Source organism: Streptomyces sp. MST-110588, from assembly GCF_022695595.1.
Taxonomy (GTDB): Bacteria; Actinomycetota; Actinomycetes; order Streptomycetales; family Streptomycetaceae; genus Streptomyces.
Genome location: NZ_CP074380.1, coordinates 7,304,946 through 7,322,164, shown reverse-complemented (window position 1 = coordinate 7,322,164; position 17,219 = coordinate 7,304,946). Strand labels below are relative to the sequence as shown.

General features: G+C 74.4%; 15 protein-coding genes. 4 read left to right on the top strand and 11 right to left on the bottom strand.

Features of this window, described 5'->3' with window-relative positions:
• Nucleotides 1–61: 61 nt before the first annotated feature.
• The 5 genes from KGS77_RS31970 to KGS77_RS31950 are packed head-to-tail and all read right to left on the bottom strand — an operon-like array spanning nt 62 to nt 7,383.
• A complete protein-coding gene (locus KGS77_RS31970) occupies nt 62–2,005 on the bottom strand; it encodes a lipid II flippase MurJ (protein ID WP_242586698.1) in 1,944 nt (647 codons plus the stop codon).
• Nucleotides 2,002–3,480, bottom strand: coding sequence for an O-antigen ligase family protein (locus tag KGS77_RS31965; protein ID WP_242586696.1), 1,479 nt, complete (start codon nt 3,478–3,480; stop codon nt 2,002–2,004). Before KGS77_RS31965 ends, KGS77_RS31970 begins: the two co-directional genes overlap by 4 nt.
• Nucleotides 3,477–5,006 (bottom strand): exopolysaccharide biosynthesis polyprenyl glycosylphosphotransferase, encoded by a 1,530-nt coding sequence (locus tag KGS77_RS31960; RefSeq protein ID WP_242586694.1) that lies wholly within the window; start codon nt 5,004–5,006, stop codon nt 3,477–3,479. The genes KGS77_RS31965 and KGS77_RS31960 overlap by 4 nt, the downstream gene beginning before the upstream one ends.
• Nucleotides 5,007–5,012: 6 nt before the next feature.
• Complete coding sequence (locus KGS77_RS31955; protein ID WP_242586687.1) at nt 5,013–6,266, bottom strand: glycosyltransferase; 1,254 nt, start codon at nt 6,264–6,266, stop codon at nt 5,013–5,015.
• 34 nt (nt 6,267–6,300) lie between these two features.
• Complete coding sequence (locus KGS77_RS31950; RefSeq protein ID WP_242586686.1) at nt 6,301–7,383, bottom strand: DUF3344 domain-containing protein; 1,083 nt, start codon at nt 7,381–7,383, stop codon at nt 6,301–6,303.
• A 250-nt stretch (nt 7,384–7,633) separates the two neighbouring features.
• Between KGS77_RS31950 and KGS77_RS31945 the strand changes: the two genes are divergently transcribed.
• Together KGS77_RS31945 and KGS77_RS31940 are read left to right on the top strand one after the other, a co-directional pair.
• Complete coding sequence (locus KGS77_RS31945) at nt 7,634–7,897, top strand: chaplin (RefSeq protein WP_242586685.1); 264 nt, start codon at nt 7,634–7,636, stop codon at nt 7,895–7,897.
• Nucleotides 7,898–8,045: 148 nt separating this feature from the next.
• Nucleotides 8,046–8,501 carry a cell wall hydrolase gene (locus tag KGS77_RS31940; protein ID WP_242586684.1) on the top strand — a complete coding sequence of 152 codons (456 nt, stop codon included), beginning with the start codon at nt 8,046–8,048 and terminating at the stop codon, nt 8,499–8,501.
• A 75-nt stretch (nt 8,502–8,576) separates the two neighbouring features.
• On the opposite strand, the gene KGS77_RS31935 is transcribed toward KGS77_RS31940, so the two are convergent.
• From KGS77_RS31935 to KGS77_RS31920, 4 genes are all read right to left on the bottom strand, one after another.
• Nucleotides 8,577–9,962, bottom strand: coding sequence for a hypothetical protein (locus tag KGS77_RS31935; RefSeq protein ID WP_242586683.1), 1,386 nt, complete (start codon nt 9,960–9,962; stop codon nt 8,577–8,579).
• A gap of 221 nt (nt 9,963–10,183) precedes the next feature.
• Nucleotides 10,184–11,389: an acyl-CoA dehydrogenase family protein gene (locus tag KGS77_RS31930; RefSeq protein WP_242586681.1), complete on the bottom strand. Its 1,206-nt coding sequence runs from the start codon at nt 11,387–11,389 to the stop codon at nt 10,184–10,186.
• Nucleotides 11,386–12,690, bottom strand: coding sequence for an acyl-CoA dehydrogenase family protein (locus KGS77_RS31925; RefSeq protein ID WP_242586680.1), 1,305 nt, complete (start codon nt 12,688–12,690; stop codon nt 11,386–11,388). Before KGS77_RS31925 ends, KGS77_RS31930 begins: the two co-directional genes overlap by 4 nt.
• Entirely contained in the window at nt 12,687–13,685 is a 999-nt protein-coding gene (locus KGS77_RS31920) for an NADPH:quinone oxidoreductase family protein (protein WP_242586679.1), read from the bottom strand. The genes KGS77_RS31925 and KGS77_RS31920 overlap by 4 nt, the downstream gene beginning before the upstream one ends.
• Before the next feature lie 231 nt (nt 13,686–13,916).
• Between KGS77_RS31920 and KGS77_RS31915 the strand changes: the two genes are divergently transcribed.
• Nucleotides 13,917–14,810 carry a helix-turn-helix transcriptional regulator gene (locus KGS77_RS31915; protein ID WP_242586677.1) on the top strand — a complete coding sequence of 298 codons (894 nt, stop codon included), beginning with the start codon at nt 13,917–13,919 and terminating at the stop codon, nt 14,808–14,810.
• Here the strand turns inward: KGS77_RS31915 and KGS77_RS31910 are convergent.
• Together KGS77_RS31910 and KGS77_RS31905 are read right to left on the bottom strand one after the other, a co-directional pair.
• Entirely contained in the window at nt 14,754–15,833 is a 1,080-nt protein-coding gene (locus KGS77_RS31910) for a glycosyl hydrolase family 18 protein (RefSeq protein ID WP_242586675.1), read from the bottom strand. The two genes, KGS77_RS31915 and KGS77_RS31910, sit on opposite strands and share 57 nt — an antisense overlap.
• Before the next feature lie 151 nt (nt 15,834–15,984).
• Nucleotides 15,985–16,506: an RICIN domain-containing protein gene (locus KGS77_RS31905; protein ID WP_347404553.1), complete on the bottom strand. Its 522-nt coding sequence runs from the start codon at nt 16,504–16,506 to the stop codon at nt 15,985–15,987.
• A gap of 69 nt (nt 16,507–16,575) precedes the next feature.
• Between KGS77_RS31905 and KGS77_RS31900 the strand changes: the two genes are divergently transcribed.
• The gene (locus tag KGS77_RS31900) at nt 16,576–17,190 is read left to right on the top strand and encodes a hypothetical protein (RefSeq protein WP_242586673.1); all 615 of its coding nucleotides are present in this window, start codon (nt 16,576–16,578) and stop codon (nt 17,188–17,190) included.
• The last annotated feature ends 29 nt before the right edge of the window (nt 17,191–17,219 follow it).

Genomic DNA, 17,219 nt, shown 5'->3' with positions numbered 1-17,219 from the left:
GGTGGCGTCGGCGGGCCGGGGGCCGGCCGGGGCGAGGGTGGCGGCGGGGTGCGCGTGGGGTTCACTGGACATGGCGGAGCTTCCGTTCGGCGGCGGCGATGAGTTCGGGGACTTCCGGGGCCCGCAGGAGGACGGCGGCGGCGGTGAACACCAGCAGGACCGTCACACAGCCGGCCGCGGCACCGGCCGGGGCGCCGGGCAGCGCTCCCGCGGCGGCCCAGCCGGCCGCCGCCGCCGTGGCGGCGGCCAGCACCAGCCGGAGCAGACCGGCGGTCACCCGGCGGACGCCGATGGCGACCACGCGCACGCCCAGTCCTTTCAGGAGGAGCAGCGCGGTGGTGGTGATGCCGGCGACGTTGGCGGCGGCGATGCCGTACGCGCCCCACAGGGGGGCGGACATGCGGCCCGCGACCACGGTGACGGCGAGGCCGGCGCCCATGGCGGCGGCCGGGTACCAGGTGGGCCGGGTGCCGGAGAAGAAGGGGCGGGCCAGGGCTCCGACCAGGGTGTGGCCGAGCAGTCCGCAGGCGTAGACCCGCATGACGCGGGCGGTGGCGTCGGTGTCGGCGGCGTCGAACGCGCCGCGCTGGAAGAGCAGGTGGATGATCTGCGGGGCGCAGGCGACGACGTAGGCGGCGCCCAGCAGGACCACGATGCCGGCCAGCGCCAGGTCGCGTTCCACCCGGCGGCGCGCCCGGCCCGGGTCGCCGTCGGCCATCGCGCGGGCGACGACGGGGAAGGTGACGGTGCAGATCATCAGGGAGAGGACCATCGGCAACTGGGCCACCTTCTGCGCGTAATTCAGGTGCGAGATGGCTCCGGGGGGCAGTGAGGAGGCGATGAACCGTTCCGCCAGGACCTGCGCCTGCCGGCTCAGGGCGAAGACGACGACCGGGGCGAGGGCCGCCGGGCCCAGACCCTGCACGACGGGCCCTGGCAGGACTGGGGGAGCCGGCGGAACCGGTGTGTCTGGTGAGATCGGCAGGACTGGTGGGGCTGCTGGGACCGGCGCGACCGGCGGGCCTGCGTCGGCCGGTCCGGTTCCGGTTGCCCCGGCGGCCGTGGCAGGGCTCTCCCGGAAGCCGGTGCGGGCGCCGGCCGTACGGACGGCGCGGACACCGGACCTCTCCCCCAACTGCCCGATGAAAGACGGCAGTTGTACGAGCGCCATGAGCAGCCCGCCCACCGCCACGCCGGCCGCCGCGGCCCGTACGCCCCAGGAGACGTGCAGCGCGAGGGTGGTGGCGATGACCGACACGTTGTAGGCGATGTAGATGGCGGCGGGGGCGACGAAGCGGCGGTGGGCCCGCAGCGCCGCGCTGAAATAGCCGGCGAGCCCGAAGGTGGTCAGGGTCAGGGCGGTCAGCCGGGTGCAGTCGACGGCGGTCCCGGGGTCGGGGAGGCCGGGGGCCAGGATCCGTACGAGGAGCGGGGCGCCCAGCGCCAGCAGCGCGGTCGTCATGGTGAGGGCGATGAGCAGCCGCGGCAGGGTGGCGGCCACCAGGCGCCGTACGGGGTCGGGCCGGTACGCGGCCCCGGCACCGGTGTCCGCGCCCGCACCGGCCCCGGCACCGGCGCCCGTACCGGCGTCCATACCGATGTCCGCACCGGCGCCGGCTTCGGCGGCCCGGCGCGCGAGGGCGAGGCTGAAGGCCGGGACGAGGACCAGGGCCATGGCGTCCTCGATCAGCAGCGTGGAGGCCACCTCCGGGACGGTCCAGGCGACGAGGAAGGCATCGGTGTCACTGCCCGCCCCGAACAGGTGGGCGATCGCCTGGTCGCGCAGCAGGCCGCAGAGCGAACCGGCCGCGGTCAGGGCGGCGGTGACGGCAGCGGCGCGGGCCAGGAACGACCCCGTACGCCGGCCGTCGTGCCCGTCGCCGCCCTCGCCGTGTCCGCCGCCCTCGCCGTGTCCGCCGGAACCAAGCACCTGTACGGGCGCCGCGGCCTCCGCCGGCACACCGGCGGACCCCTGGCCTCCCTGGACGGCACGCGTACCGGTCACCGGGCGCAGCCCTCGCGGTCGCCGCCGGGGCGCAGGGCCCACCAGCCCGCCATCCCCAGGATGATCCCGGTCAGTACGGTCGAGGGCCCGCCGATGTCGGCGTACAGGAAGTCGACGACCAGCCAGACCAGCAGGCCGACGGCGGCCAGCGCACAGTCCCCTTCCCCGGCCGCGGCGGACCGGCCCGCCACGCGCCGGGCCGCGCGCTGCCGCCGTACGGCCAGGATCAGCAGCGCCGCCCAACTGCCCGCCACCAGCGTGACCCCGATCAGCCCCTGTTCGCTGAGCAGCAGCAGATACATGTTGTGCGGGGAGAGCAGCGGTTCGCGGGCGAAGCGCTGGCCCGCCCCGGCGGTGTCGCTGCCGGAGGAGAGCCCCAGCGGGGCGTGCCCGTCGCGGTGGGCGGGGAAGCCCTTGATGCCGACGCCGGTCAGCGGGGCGTCCCGCCAGATGCCGAGGGCGGTGTCCCACAAGGCGTAGCGGTCCGAGACCGACCGGTCGGGGGCGGCCGAGACCCGGGTGATGGTGGCGAAGCGCTCGGAGATCTGCTGCGAGCCGATCCCCGCCCCGCCGACGAGCACCACGGCCGCGGCGGCCAGCGCGGCGACGGCCGGCACCGCCTTGCGCGCTCCGGACAGGATCAGGACGACGGTGGCGGCCACCGCCGTGGCGATCCAGGCGCCACGGCTGTAGGAGAGGGCCAGCGGCACCAGGAGCACCGCAGCGCAGCCCAGCGCCGCCGCCCGCAGCCGGCGCGGGACGCCGGCGGGCGCGCCGAGACCCAGCGAGAAGGCGGCCAGGAAGCCGTACGCGACCACGGTGGACATCCCCATGACATCACGTGCGCCGAAGGTGCCCACCGCCCGGATGTTCTCGCCCATGTAGGAGGCGCCGGTCCCGGTGAGGTTCTGGTGGACGCCGATGCCGCCCTCCACGAGGGCCAGTACGATCAGCGCGCCGCACAGCAGCCGGAAGTCCCGGGCGTCCCTGGTCAGCAGCAGGACGGCCCCGGGAACGAGCACGAAGACCTGGAGGTGGCGCAGGAATCCGGGCAGGCCGGCCGCCGGGTCGGAGGCGACGGCGGTGGCCACCGCGAACGCCGCCACGGGTGCGGCCAGGACCAGCACGGCCCTCGGCGTCAGGGGGCACGCGGGGGCGCCGCGCCGGGCCGTCAGGCGGACCGCGCACCACAGGACGAGCAGCGCCGAGGCCGCGTCGGCGACCGTCGCACCGCCGGTACCGCCCGCGCCGCCCGCGACGGCGGTGCCTTCGTTCAGCGGTGGCGCACACAGCAGCAGGACGGTGACCAGGGCCGGAGCCACCGGCCCCCACCACCGGGCGTGCCGCCACCGCGCGCCGCGCCACCCCCTCGCCAGACCCGCGAGGGGCGGCCGGACAGCCGCCGCGGCAGCGGGTGAGGCGCCCGCCGTCACGGCCGGCGCCTCACCCGCCACGGCGGCCGGCAGCGCGCTCATCGCCCCTCCAGCCGGAAGAGCGCGGCGACGGTACGGCACATGATGCGTACGTCGCGCCAGAGCGACCACGTCTCGATGTAGTGGTTGTCGAACCGCGCCCGGTCCTCGATGGAGGTGTCCCCGCGCAGGCCGTGCACCTGCGCGAAGCCGGTGATGCCGACCGGGGCGCGGTGCCGGTCGGCGTAGCCGGGGTGCCGCTGGGTGAACTGCTGGACGAAGTAGGGGCGTTCGGGCCGGGGCCCGACCAGGCTCATGTCGCCGCGCAGGACGTTCCACAACTGCGGCAGCTCGTCCAGTGAGGCGCGCCGCAGCACGGTCCCCACCCGGCTGACCCGGCGGTCGCCGGCGATGCTCCACAGCGTGCCCGACTCCCGCTCGTCGTCGGGGCGCAGCGTACGGAACTTCAGGAGGGTGAAGGGCCGGCCGTCCTGTCCGATGCGTTCCTGGCGGAACAGCACGCCCGGCCCGTCGGAGATCCGCACGGCCAGGGCGCACCCGGCCATCAGCGGGGCGGCGACCAGCAGCGCGGGCAGGACCAGCACCAGGTCCAGCAGACGCTTTCCCCAGGTGCCGCCGGGTTTGGGGCAGCTCAGCTCCATACGGCGGCAGGCGAACCCCCACAGGTGGCCGTTGTCCTGGTGCCGTCTGCTGTGGGCCTCCAGGAGGCAGCCGGCGGTGACCAGCCAGCCGGTGACCCCGCGTTCGGTCATCAGCCGGGCCAGCGCCGCGCCCTGCGGCTCCTCGTTCAGCGGTCGCAGGAAGACCGCGTCCTGGACGGTGTTCTGGATCACCGCCCGGGTCACGTCCTCGATGCTGCCGACGACGGGAATGGGCGCGGGGTTGGTCTCGCCGTCCTCGGGCGGCTGCGGCTGGTCCCCGTCCAGGTTCACCAGGCCGACCGGGCGCAGTCCGTAGCGCGGCCGGTCCGTCAGTACGGCGGCGATCTTGTGTGCGGTGCTGTCGCTGCCGATGATCAGGGTGGAGCGCGGGCGGCGGCGGCAGGCGCGGCGGCGGGCCGCGTACACCGCTCCGCGCGCGGCGCACACCAGGGCGGTGTTGGAGACGACGATGGCCAACAGCAGGCCGACGCCCAGGAAGTGGGCCGCGCCCAGTACGGCCAGGAGGGTGGCCGCCACGCACCAGGCGAGCGTGACGCGGCCCCCGACGGCGGGCAGTTCGTCCAGCGCGTACGCCTGGAGTCCCGGCCGGTACAGCCCGGCGCGGGCGTGGAAGGCGACCACGGCCCCGGCGGCGCTCAAGGTGGGGAGCAGATCGGTGAGATGGCTCAGGGCGACGGCGACGCCCGCGGTGGCCAGGACGTCCGCCCCGCACAGCAGGGCCGCGTCCCGGTAGGTGCGGCGGGCGGTCACGCTGGTGCGGGCCGCGGCGATCCATGACGGGCTCAAGGGGCTGGAGGCGGTGACGGCGGCCGTGGCGGGCCCGGGCCCGGGCCGTGGCAGGACCTGGGCGCTCGGGGACATCTCCTGAGTGCTCTGGGACACGTCCTGGGTGCTCTCGGTGGACATCTTCCGCTACTCCCTGGACTTGAGTGCCGGGGCGCCGAGCAGGTCGCGGTAGAGGTCCAGAACCGCCGCAGCCGTGCACCGTACGTCGAAGGTGGTGCGCACGTGCTCTTGTGCTTCTCGTCCCAGGCAGGTGCGCAGCGTCGGATCGGCGAGCAGCACGATCACCGCCGTGGCCAGGGTGTAAGGGTCCCCCGGCGGCACCAGGCACCGGGCGTGGTGCCCCGGCGGCAGGCTCTCCCGGGCGCCGCTGACGTCCGTGAGGACCACCGGGCGCCCGCAGGCCATGGCCTCCAGGGGCGCCAGCGCCATGCCTTCCCAGCGGGAGGGCAGCACCACCACGTCGGCGGCGGCGTACCAGTGGCGTACGTCTTCGGTGGCGCCGGCGAACACCACCGAACGGGCCGCCCGGCGCTCCAGCCGGGGCCGGTCGGGGCCGTCGCCCACCAGGGCGAGCCGGGCGCCGGGGACGCGTGCCAGGATGCGGCCCCAGGAGTCGAGCAGGACGTCCTGCCCCTTTTGGGCGCACAGCCGGCCCACGCACACCACCAGGGGGGCGCCGGCGGGGACGCCGCGCAGCGCCGGGAGCGCGGCCCGGGCCTCGGCGCGCCGGGTGTTCTCCGCCCGTCGCACCTCGTCCTCGCACCGCTCCTCCCCGGCGCTCCCGGCGTCGTGGGCAGGGCGTACGGGGGCGGAGAAGTGGTCCAGGTCCACGCCGTTGCGGATCACGGACCACGGCGCGACCACACCGGTCCGCTGCCCGCACAGCCGTTCGGCGTCGCTGACGCACAGCAGCCGGGTCGACCAGCGTGCGCCGAACCGCTCCCAGGCGCGGGCCATCGAGGCGGTACGCCCCTGGACCGCCTGGAAGGACCAGGCGTGCGGCTGGTAGACCGTCGGGCCCCGGCCCCGTACGGCCAGCCGTGCGGCGAGTCCGGCCTTGGCGCTGTGCGCGTGGACGACGTCGGGGCGGATGCGGCGGATGAGCCGGTGTGCGGCCCAGGTCTCCCGCGCGACGCGCAGGCCCAGTTCGCGCCCGGCCGGCCAGTCCTCCACCTCGGCGCCCGCGGCGGCGGCCTCCCGGGGCAGCCAGCCCGAGGGCGGGCAGGCCACCACGACGCGGAGCTGCTGCCGGACGTGGGCGCGCACCAGGTCGGCGACGACCCGGGCCACTCCGCCCTCGACGGGCTGCACCAAGTGGAGGATGGTCGTCCGGCCTGGCCGGGGGTGGCTCTGTGGCACGCGAAGGACTCTCTTCAGCATCACGGGGAGCACGGGGAGCGGATGACGGCGCAGGTCAGCGCCGGGCGTCGACTTGGGCGAAGAGGGCACCGAGCAGGTAGGTGTCGTCGCCGGACGCCAGTCGCAGCCCGAGCCGGTCGCCACCGCCGCGCAGTGCCGCCCGCACGTCGAAGACGTCGGAGTCGTACCCGAAGGTGTTGCGGTGGTCCGGCACCCGCCCCGGCGCCTCCCGGCCCCCGTCGGTGATCGTCGAATTGAAAGGGTCGGAGAGCGGATTGCGGGCGTCGCCGATTTCCACCGCGGCGCGGTCACCGCCGGCCAGGGAAAGGGATTCCTCCTCCGACCCGGGGTCACCGTCATATCCGACGAGGCCGATCGAGCCCGCGGCGGTGGCGGGGAACGGCATGTTCCGCATTTCCAGGTACCGGGTCCGCTCGTCGTCCAGTGCGGTGAATCCGTCCCAGATCCTCAGATGGCGGCGCGGCGCGCTGTCGTCCTCGTACGCCACCAGAAGTGTCCAGCCGCCCCAGGCACCGGCTTCGGAATGCCCCATCGCGACATTCACCTGCGCCACGGTGTAGGTCCCCGGGCCGCTCGCGCGGACCAGCGAGGTGACATCGGCCGACGCCTGATAAGCGTCCGCGTACCGCGTGGTGCGGTGTCCGATCAGGGTGTCGGCGAGCACCTGACGGTAACGCCCGCGCGGTTCGGCCAGCAGAACCCGCCGGTTGTCCTTGGCCGGTTTCTGTTCGCCGACCCGCAGATTCCCGCCCCAGTACAGCCGGGCGTAAGCGACCCGGGATTTCCGGGGAATGCGCAGTTGGGCCCGGGAGGAGTTGTAGGTGTTCGGGTCCCGGTCGACGTCGGTGTACGTCATCTCGTACTGGCCGTTGGTGCCCAGGTGGCCGCGCCGGGCCAGCGCGCACGGGACCGCCGGGCCCACCGGCGCGCGGCAGGTGACGCTGGCGTTCGCGGCCCGCGCCAGGCCGCCGTGCCGTACGGCGTGGTAGCGCTCGGTGAAAGGGATGGCCGGGGCTTCCCGGGGCCCGCGCGTGGCGGCGGACAGTCCGGCCGTCGCGACCAGGGACACCGCAGCGCACAACGCGACGCGCCGGACGCGTCTCGACGACTCATGCACGGTTCGATGCCTCCTGGTAACCGGTGACACAACACGATGAACCGTGACAGGTAGGACGAACATCTACAAATCCGGCACGCCGCTTGGGGGACATTTCCCCGGGACGCCACAAGGAAGTCACGCGGGCGCGCGGCGCGCGCGCAAGGAGCCGCAGGCCGGGGGGAACACGGATGGAGCCTCACGCGGAACCTTGACCGGTCGGCGTCGTTGACCGGGGCGTCTTGTCTCATCGAGAGAAATGAGTGTGCCGATGAAGCGATTCATCCGTGCCACGTCCATTGCCGCCGCCGGTTGTGCCGTTCTTCTCGGCACTGCAGGAGCGGCCACCGCCGACGACGAAGGGGGAGGCGCCAGCGGCGCCCTGTCCTATGGAGCTGCGGTCAACTCCCCCGGCGTCCTGAGCGGCAACATCGTACAGATTCCGGTCGGCATTCCGATCAACATTTGCGGCAACACCGTCGACATCATCGGTCTGCTGAACCCGGCCTTTGGTAACACCTGCGTCAACGAGTGATGTCCGGCCGGCCCGGAAAGACGTTTCCGGGCCGGCCCCGTCCCTTTCCCGACGAGCTGTACGGCCATACGGTGCGCGCGCCGGCGTCATCTCTGTGCGCCCGCGCTTTCCCTCTTCGGCCACCCGGAATTCCGGTCATGATGAACCGATGAGTCATCACCCGGCACCCGTTCCGCCACCCCGGTCGCTGTCCCTGGACCGCCTGCCCGGCCACCTGCGCGAGGTCCCGTACGCGGGAGCCCGCCACCCGGGAGCGCCGGGGCCCGGCGGGGTCGCGGACGGCGCCAACTGCCAGCGCCATGCCTACGCGGTGCTGCGCCACTTCGGGCGCACGGTGCCGCCGCTGCGGTCCGCGGAGCTGTGGGCGGACACCCGGGCCACCGTCCGGGTCTGCGCCCCGCTCCCGCTGGACCTGGTGCTGTTCGACGGTGGTGCGGTGCCGGGACGGCCGCCGGGGTACGGGGCCCATGTGGGCCTGCACTGCGGGCCCGGCCGGGTCCTGCACCTGTGCCAGGAGGCCGGCCGGCCCGTGGTGTGGTCCTACGCGCACTTCGCGGCGCGGGAGCGCTACGCGCGGTTCCTGGGCGTCAAGCGCGTACGGTGAGCGGTCGGGCGACGCCGGCCCCAAGACCACCGCTCACAGCCGCTCCTTCACGGCCGCCCCCTCACGGCCGCCCCCTCACCAGTCGCCGCCGCCGAACCCGCCGCCCGAGTCACCACCGCCGAAGCCGCCACCGTCGAACCCGCCGCCCGCGTCACCGCCACCGAACCCGCCGGAGAAATCCTCCGGGTTGAAGTCGCCGGAGACATCGCCGCCCTCGGGTCCGCCGCCCACCCCGCCGCCGAAGTCGGAGGCGTAGGCGGAGGGCGCCATCAGGACGCTGCCGAGCATGGTGCCCACCAGGAGCCCCGGCAGCAGGCCGCCGCCGAAGTAGCCGCCCGCCCAGGGGCCGTAGGCCGGACCCGCGTCCCAGTAGGGCCGCGCTCCGTCGGCGGTCTGGACCGTACGGGCCATCGGCTCCAGCCCCTCCTCCAGCCGTGTCCGGTCGGCCGCGCAGACCGGCACCGTACGCGGCGCGCCACCGGGCGGGGCCCACTGCGCGTCGGCGACGGAGGGCCCGTGCCGGGGGTCGAAGAAGCAGGGCACCCGGCGTTCGGGCAGCGGCTTGCCCTCGCGGCGGGCCGCCAGCGTGGCCAGTGCGAACCGGCCGTCCTCCAGGGCCCTGGTGACCCCCTGGACGTCGTCGGGACGCTTGGCCTGGGCCATCGCCGTCTTGGCGTTCTCGTACGCATCCAGGGCGTGGCTGTAGTCGGAGCGCATCGCGTCGTCGGCCCCGGGCTCACCGGGGTTGAAGTCCAGCCGGTCCAGTTCCTCGCCGAAGGCGGTGATGTCCTCGTCCACCACGACCCGCAGGGATTCCAGGGCGGCCCGCTCCTCCTCGGCCTTCTTCTTGCGGTTGCGGCGGTGCAGCGCGTAGGCACCGCCGCCGCCGACCACGACCAGCGCCCCCAGGCCGATGGCCGCGCCCGCGCCCAGCCCCTCGTCGTCACCGGAACCGGACCAGGACGACGGGGTGTGGCCGGCCGCCTCCCGGTCCGCGGTGTCGACGAAGCTGTTCAAGCGCTCGCCGGTGGTGGCGTACCGGGACCGCTTGACCGACCCGACGAGGTTTTGCAGCGCGTTGGGTGACAGCACCTTGGGGTCGGCCCCGGCATTGAACCCGTTGCCGATCTGGACGGCGTAGACGCCCCTGATGCCGACCTTGGTCCGCAGGTCCCGCAGCAGGGTCGCGGGGTCGAACTCCGCGGCCCGGGGCAGCACGGCGACGAAGACCGGTTTGCCGGCGTCGTGGATCTTCTTCGCCAGCGCGTCGGCGTCGGCCGAGGAGAGCTGGTCGGAGGCTCTCGGATCCACGTACACCGGGCCCTTCCTCAGGGCCCGCGCGGCATCGTCGAGCCCTCCGGCGGCGTACGCGCCGGGGCCCATGGCGGTTATCAGCGCCAGGAGAGCGGCGGCAACGGCCAGTACCGGCCCGAGCGGCGTGCGACGGTGTGCGATCTTCATGGCCACGACGCTACCCGAATCGCGCTTTGTCGACATAACTTCTTACGCTCCCCGATGACCGGGCCTGACGCCGCCTCACCTGGCGCGGCGCCAGTTCCCTTCCCGGGCCCGGCAGCCGGACCGGCCGCCGGGCGGTGTACGCGGGGACGGGTTCCCGCAGCCGCTCACCGGAAAAGCCGGGGAACGCGCCGGATGTCACCTCGCTCGTGCTCCTGGCCCGCTCACGGAGCGGGCAGATCGGCCAGCGTACTCAGGGCGGCGCGGTGCCGGCCCGGCGTGCCCAGGGCGATCTCGTCGCTCTTGGCGCGCTTGAGGAACAGATGGGCCGGATGCTCCCAGGTCATACCGATACCTCCGTGCATCTGGACGCATTCCTGGGCCGCGTGGACGGCGACCGGCGCGCAGTACGCCTGGGCCACCGCGACGGCCAGCGGCGCGTCCGGACTGCCGGTGGCCAGCGCGTCGGCGGCACTGCGGGCCGCCGCCCGGGCCGCGGCGACCTCCAGCCACAGGGCCGCCATCCGGTGTTTGAGTGCCTGGAACGAGCCGACGGGACGGCCGAACTGCCGGCGCCCGCAGGTGTAGCGCACCGTCTCCTCCAGGCACCACTCGGCGATGCCGAGCTGTTCGGAGGCGAGCAGCCCGGCGCCGGTCAGCAGGGCCTCGCCGACGGCCCGGCGGGCCTCCTGCGGGCCGGCCAGCAGCCGTCCGCGGGCCCGGTCCAGGGTGATCCGGGCCAGGGGGCGGGTGAGGTCGAGCGGGGTCACGGGCTCGACCCGTACGCCGTCCGCCGTACCGCACCCGGCGTCGGAAACCACCTCGGGACCGGTACTCACCGCGAAGAGCCCCGGGCCGTGCGGCCCCTGAGCGGGGACGAGCAGGACGTCCGCCGCGGCGGCGTCCGCCACCTGCCGCACCACTCCGCTCAGCGTGCCGTCCGCGCCGGCCCGTACGGAGAACGGCGGCATCTCGCCCGGCGCGGTGGACAGCGGCACCGCGAGCACGCCGATCCGCTCGCCCCGGGCCAGTTGGGCGAGCAGCGCCGCGGCCGGCGGACACCGGTCCGCCGCGCAGGCCAGCAGCGCCGTCACGGCGAGCACCGCACTGGTCAGGTACGGCACCGGCGCCACCGCGCGGCCCAGTTCCTCCAGGACCACGGCCGCCTCCCGGGCGCTCGCGCCCTGCCCGCCGTGCTCCTCGGGGACCAGCAGCCCGGCCGCGCCCATGCCGCCGGCCAGGGAGTTCCACACCTCGGCGGCGTAGGGGCGGCCCGACTCGGCCGCGGCCAGCACCTCGGACGGCGTACAGCGCGCCGTCAGCAGCGCCCGCACGGCGGCGCGCAGGTCCTCCTCGTCCCGGGAGTACAGCAGGTCCCCTCCGGCCGCCGTCGCGGAACCCGCCGCGCGGGCCGGGGCCGGCGCGCTCATCGGGGCAGGTCCTTCCAGGCGGCGTCCTTGTCCGCGCGTGGCTCGGGCGGCAGGCCCAGGACGCGTTCGGCGACGATGTTGAGCAGCACTTCGGAGGTGCCTCCCTCGATGGAGTTGCCTTTGGCCCGCAGATAGCGGTAGCCGGCCCCGCGTGCGGTGAAGTCCACGCCGTCGGGCCGGCGCAGCGTCCAGTCGTCGTAGGTGAGCCCGTCCCCGGCCAGGAACTCCACCTCCCAGCCGCTGATTTCCTGGGCCAGCCGGGCGAAGGCCAGTTTCATGCCGCTGCCTTCCGGGCCCGGCTGCCCCTGGGCGAGCTGCTGGCGCAGCCGTTCCCCCGTCAGCCGGGCGGCCTCGGCCTCCACCCACAGGCGCAGCAGGCGCTGGTGGAGGTCGTGGGTGCGCAGTTCGGGGCGCTCGCGCCAGGCCGTGGCGGCGACCCCGATCATGCCGGTGCGGCCCTCGGCGGAGTCCCGGGCGTTCTCGCGGGGCAGGCGGGTGCCGCCGATCGCCATCCGTTCGTTCATCAGGGTCGTCCGCGCCACCCGCCAGCCCTCGCCGACGTCCCCGATGCGGCAGGTGTCGGGGATGCGGACACCGGTCAGGAAGACCTCGTTGAACTCGGCTTCCCCGGTGATCTGGCGCAGCGGCCGTACCTCCACGCCGCCGTCGGTCATGTCGCAGACGAAGTAGCTGATGCCCCGGTGCTTGGGCAGAGCGGGGTCGGTACGGGCCAGGAGGATGCCCCAGCGGGCCTGGTGGGCGCTGGAGGTCCAGACCTTCTGGCCGTCGACGATCCAGGTGTCCCCCTCCCGGACGGCCCGGGTGGCCAGGGCCGCGAGGTCGGACCCGGCGCCGGGCTCACTGAACAACTGGCACCACACCTCCTCGCCGGTCCACAGGGGCCGCAGGAAGCGCCGCTTCTGCTCCTCGGTGCCGAAGCGCAGGATGGTGGGGGCGGCCATGCCCAGGCCGATGCCGATCCGCCGCGGGTTGTTGTCCGGCGCGCCGGCGGCCGTCAACTCGGCGTCCACGACGGCTTGCAGGGCCCGGGGGGCGTCGAGTCCGCCGAGTCCTCGCGGGTAGTGGATCCAGGCCAGTCCGGCGTCGAAGCGGGCGCGGAGGAAGTCGGCGGCGGGGGTGGTGGCGGGCGGGTGCGCGGCCAGCAGCGCGGCGGTACGGCGCCGCAGCCCGTCCGGGTCGACCGGACCGTCCGGGTCGAGCGGACCGTCCAGGTCCGTCGGGCCCTCCGCGCCCGCCGGGCCGTCCGCGGTGGCGCCCCTCTCGCCGGACCCGCTGCTCATCGCGTCTCCTCCCTTCCCGGCAGGACGACGACGCGTCCGGTGGTCGCGCCGTCGGCGACCCGCTGCACCGCCTGCGCCGCGCCGGCGAGCGGGACCCGCCCGCCGATCAGCGGCTTGACGACGCCCTGGGCCGCGAGCTTGGTCAGCTCCTCGTGGCAGGCGGCGATCGCGGCCGGGTCATGGAGGTGGTACAGGCCCCAGTGGAGGCCCAGGATCGAGTAGTTCTTCACCAGGGCGTGATTCAGGGCCGGGCTGGGAATGGTGCCACTGGCGAACCCGACGACCACGATGCGCCCTTCGAAGGCCACGCACCTGGCCGACTGCGCGTACGCCTCGCCGCCGACCGGGTCGTAGACCACATCGGCGCCCCGGCCGCCGGTCGCCTCCTTGACGGCCGCGACGACGTCGTCGGCGCGCCGGTCCAGCACCAGGTCGCAGCCCAGTTCCCGGGCGGCACGGGCCTTTTCGGGGCCGCCGGTCACGCCGATGACCCGGGCGCCGGCGGCCTTGCCGAGCTGTACGGCGGCGCTGCCGACGCCGCCCGCCGCGGCGTGTACCAGCAGCGTCTCCCCCGCCCGCAGCCGGGCCCGCCGGTGCAGCCCGAACCAGCCCGTCTGGTAGCCGATGTGCAGGGCGGCGGCCTCGGCGTCGTCCAGGGCGTCCGGCGCGGGAAGCACGCCGGAGGCCGCCACGACCGCCAGTTCGGCGAACCCGCCGTCGGGCAGCGGGGGCTGGGCCAGCACCCTTGCCCCGGTCTCACCCGTGGCGCCGGGGCCGGCCTCCAGGATCTCGCCGCAGATCTCCACGCCCGGGGTGAACGGCAGCGGCGGCCGTGCCTGGTACTGCCCCCGGCACAGCAGCGCGTCGGGGAAGTTGATGTTGGCGGCCCGTACGCGCAGCAGCAACTGCCCGGGGCCGGGCCGGGGATCGGGCACGTCCTCCAGCCGCATCACCTCACGTGGCTCGCCGTTCGCGTGTACGCGCCATGCCTTCACCTGGTGCCTCCACATGCCTCGGGTACGCGGGAGGCGGCGCGGGAGGACACAACGCGCTTCCCGGCGCCGCGCCCTCGGCATACTAAGCGGTCGGTATGCCGCTGGGAACAGCGCAGCCCGACCCGCCCGTCACCCTTCCGGGCGGGCCCGGCCCACCGGCTGCCGCCCCGCGCCGAGCCTGGTACCGACAGGGTCAGGCTCACAGCCGTACGGTGCGCCACACTGATCGTCATGGACACAACCGCCGAACGGGTCAACGAGCTGGGGAACTTCCTGCGCACCCGCCGCGCCCGGCTGCAGCCGCAGGACGTCGGCCTGGTCTCCTACGGGGCCCGCCGCCGCGTCCCCGGGCTGCGGCGCGAGGAGCTGGCGCACCTGGCCGGCGTGAGCGTGGCGTACTACACGCGGCTGGAGCAGGGCCTGAGTCACAACGCCTCGGACGGCGTGCTGGACGCGCTCGCCCGTGCGCTGCGGCTGGACCAGGACGAACGGGTGCACCTGCGCGACCTGGCGCGTCCGGCACGGGCCGCACGCCGCCCCGCCGAGCGCCCCGACCGGATCCGGCCCGGCGTACGGCAGTTGCTCGGCGCCATGGAGACGGTCCCGGCCCTCGCGCTGGGCCGCCGTTTCGAGGTGCTGGGCTGGAACCGGCTGGGGCACGCCCTGCTCGCCGGCCATCTGGACTTCGAGAGCCCCGGCCGTCCGGCGGACCGCCCCAACACCCAGCGGCTGCTCTTCCTGGACCCGCACACCCGGGAGCTGTACCCCGACCGCGAGCAGGAGACGCGGCGCGCCGTCGCCTCGCTGCGGGTGGCCGCCGGCCGGTACCCCGAGGACCGGCAACTGGCCGAGCTGATCGGTGAGCTGACGATGAAGAGCACGGAGTTCAGCGGCCTGTGGGCGCGGCACCCGGTCAGCAACTGCACCTTCGGCGTGAAGTCCTTCCACCACCCGCTCGTCGGCGATCTGCGGCTGGAGTTCGAGATGACGCACACGCCCGACGGCTCCGGGCAGGGGCTGCTGATGTTCAGCGCGGCGGCCGGTTCCCCGTCCGAGGCGGCGCTGCGGCTACTGGCCGCGCAGAGCGTTCCAGAACGCCGGGTCCTCGAACGCCAGCGCCCATAGGCCGGTGTTCCGCACGCCGTACTTCTTCAGCACCGCGAGATGGGCGGTGACGCCCCGCGCGTCCTGGTACCAGACCTCGTGCCGGGCGCCGCCCTCGGTGTACGTGAAGTGCGGCGTACCGGAGCTCTCGTCGAACTGGTAGGCGATGCCCTTGCTCTTGCGCAGCGCCTCGGCATCCTTCCAGGTCACATGCTGGGCCCGGGCGGTGGAGCCGGCCGTCCAGTCCCACCCGTAGCCGGGGAAGGCGACCTCGATCTTCTCGCGCGGGACGCTGCCGGTGGCGTACCGCAGGAAGTCGCCGTACCAGCCGACCGAGGACAGCGGACCGGGCGGGCCGCCCGCCCAGTGCAGGTCGTACCCCATGATGCGCATCCGGTCGGCCGTCCTGCCCAGATGCGGATAGTCGTACGCGCCGCCGGCTTCGGTACGCGCCATCACCGTGACCACGCAGCTCTTCTTCTGGGCGTGCAGCCGCCCGCACAGCTCCGTGGTCATCGCGTTGTACCCGGTCCGTACGCGCTCGCGCTGGGCGGTGTCGCCGGTGGCGGCCATCCTCTCGTAGTCCAGGTCCAGGCCGTCGTAGGAGGCGCTCGCCACCACCTTCATCAGCGCGTCCACGTGCGCCGCGCGGCGCTGCGCATCGCCCAGCAGCGGGCCCATCGTGGCGGCGTCCAGCGACTCGGTGACGGTGGGCACGACCTTGATGCCGGCCGCGTGCAGCCCGTCGACGACGGCCTTGTCCGCCGCGCCGGGCCAGCTTTTGATCAACGTTCCGGAGTCCGCCTGGTACCAGAAGGGGCTGACGGTGTGGAGCTGCGCGGCGTGGTCGACGGCGTCGCGGTAGGCGCCCTGGGTGTCGCCCCAGTAGGGCAGCCAGGCCGATACCGTACGCCCCGGGTCGTCCGCCCTCGGGCCCGGGGCGCCGGCCGAGGCGGTGGCGGCCGACGGGCCCGTGAGGAGGGCCGTCGCGGCCAGCAGGAGCGTGAGCCCGATCCGTACCGGGAAAGCTGGTGCGTGATCCATTCCCCGAGCTTGACGCGGGTGGCGCCGGGGCGCCGTGCCGGTTCGGCCGAACGGCTCCGTACCCGCCACCGCGCCGTCCCGTGCCCGCCACCGCGCCGTCCCGTGCCCGCCACCGCACCGATCCGGCCCGGTTACCGCCGCTTCCGCCCCGCTAGCGCCGTTCGAGCGTCCACCACTGCCCCGGGGTGTCGCGGTCCTCCCACTGCTGCACGTTGGCGCCGTGCTCCGTGCTGTCCTCGGCGACCTCCAGCAGCAGACCACTGACGTAGCTGATCAGCGTGAAGGTGCCGGGCGCCTCGACGTGCTGCTCGCACAGCCACTCTTGCGCCCCGTAGTTGTTGGCCTTCCACTGCTGCACGTTGGCGCCGTTCTCGGTGGAGGCGCCGGCGACGTCCAGGCGCTTGCCGCTGCCCACGTTGGTCAGGTGCCGCAGCGCGCTCCCGGGGTGCACCTCGGTCACCCGCCACAACTGCGCCGCCGACCCGTCCTCCTTGCCCTGCCGTACGTTGGCCCCGCTGCCCTTGCGACCGCCCTCGACCTCCAGCAGCAGACCGCTGCCCACGTTGCGCAGGACGTACGTCCCCTCCTCCAGCACCGTCAGACCGTCCGCCCCGTTCACGTCCCTGCCCTCTTTCCGCCCCGTAACCGACCACCGGTCATCATTGATGATCATGCCGACTCCACGGCTTCGTGTACAACGGACCGGTCGGATCACCCGTGAGGCACCAAGGAAGGGAAGCGTGTGAACGCGTCGGTGGACAGTGAGCTGAACGAGGAGCACCTGGCGGCACGACAGGCGGAGCTGCAGGCCGAGGCCGACGCGGTCGGTGCCGATCTCGGGCTCCCGGAGCTGCTGTCGGAGCACGGCGAGGCCGTCCGGGTGGGGAGCGCGGCACTGGGACTGATGGTGGTCCCGGACCTGGACATCACGGTGGTCTGCCCGCAACTGACGGACCGTACGAAGCAGGCGGTGGCCGGCACCGGCGCCCGCCTCGCGGTGCACGACCGCGTACGGCAGGTGTGCTTCCGCGACGACACCGGGCACTGGAACACCGACCCCGCCTACCCCGACGGGCTGTACCTCAAGGTCGACTACCGCTCCGCGGCCGGGCGGGAGTGGACCTTGGACATCTGGTTCGTGGACGAGCCCGACCGCCAGCCCGACCTGGCGCACGTCCGTACGCTGCCGCCGCGGCTGACGGACGCCCACCGCGCGCACATCCTGCGGATCAAGCAGGTACTGGCCGCACGGTCCGGCGCCGAGCGGGTGCCCAGTTACGAGGTCTACCGGGCGGTGCTGGACGGCCGGGTCACCACCGCCGAGGAGTTCGACCGGTGGTACGCCGCCCGCCCGTAGGCGGCGGGCGGTGAGGGCGGGACACCGGC

What these genes read in the sequence shown, in the direction of transcription:
- KGS77_RS31965 (WP_242586696.1), bottom strand. Translation starts at nt 3,480, where the DNA reads ATGAGCGCGCTGCCGGCCGCCGTGGCGGGTGAGGCGCCGGCCGTGACG.
- KGS77_RS31960 (WP_242586694.1), bottom strand. Translation starts at nt 5,006, where the DNA reads ATGTCCACCGAGAGCACCCAGGACGTGTCCCAGAGCACTCAGGAGATG.
- KGS77_RS31955 (WP_242586687.1), bottom strand. Translation starts at nt 6,266, where the DNA reads ATGCTGAAGAGAGTCCTTCGCGTGCCACAGAGCCACCCCCGGCCAGGC.
- KGS77_RS31945 (WP_242586685.1), top strand. Translation starts at nt 7,634, where the DNA reads ATGAAGCGATTCATCCGTGCCACGTCCATTGCCGCCGCCGGTTGTGCC.
- KGS77_RS31940 (WP_242586684.1), top strand. Translation starts at nt 8,046, where the DNA reads ATGAGTCATCACCCGGCACCCGTTCCGCCACCCCGGTCGCTGTCCCTG.
- KGS77_RS31935 (WP_242586683.1), bottom strand. Translation starts at nt 9,962, where the DNA reads ATGAAGATCGCACACCGTCGCACGCCGCTCGGGCCGGTACTGGCCGTT.
- KGS77_RS31930 (WP_242586681.1), bottom strand. Translation starts at nt 11,389, where the DNA reads ATGAGCGCGCCGGCCCCGGCCCGCGCGGCGGGTTCCGCGACGGCGGCC.
- KGS77_RS31925 (WP_242586680.1), bottom strand. Translation starts at nt 12,690, where the DNA reads ATGAGCAGCGGGTCCGGCGAGAGGGGCGCCACCGCGGACGGCCCGGCG.
- KGS77_RS31915 (WP_242586677.1), top strand. Translation starts at nt 13,917, where the DNA reads ATGGACACAACCGCCGAACGGGTCAACGAGCTGGGGAACTTCCTGCGC.
- KGS77_RS31910 (WP_242586675.1), bottom strand. Translation starts at nt 15,833, where the DNA reads ATGGATCACGCACCAGCTTTCCCGGTACGGATCGGGCTCACGCTCCTG.
- KGS77_RS31905 (WP_347404553.1), bottom strand. Translation starts at nt 16,506, where the DNA reads ATGATCATCAATGATGACCGGTGGTCGGTTACGGGGCGGAAAGAGGGC.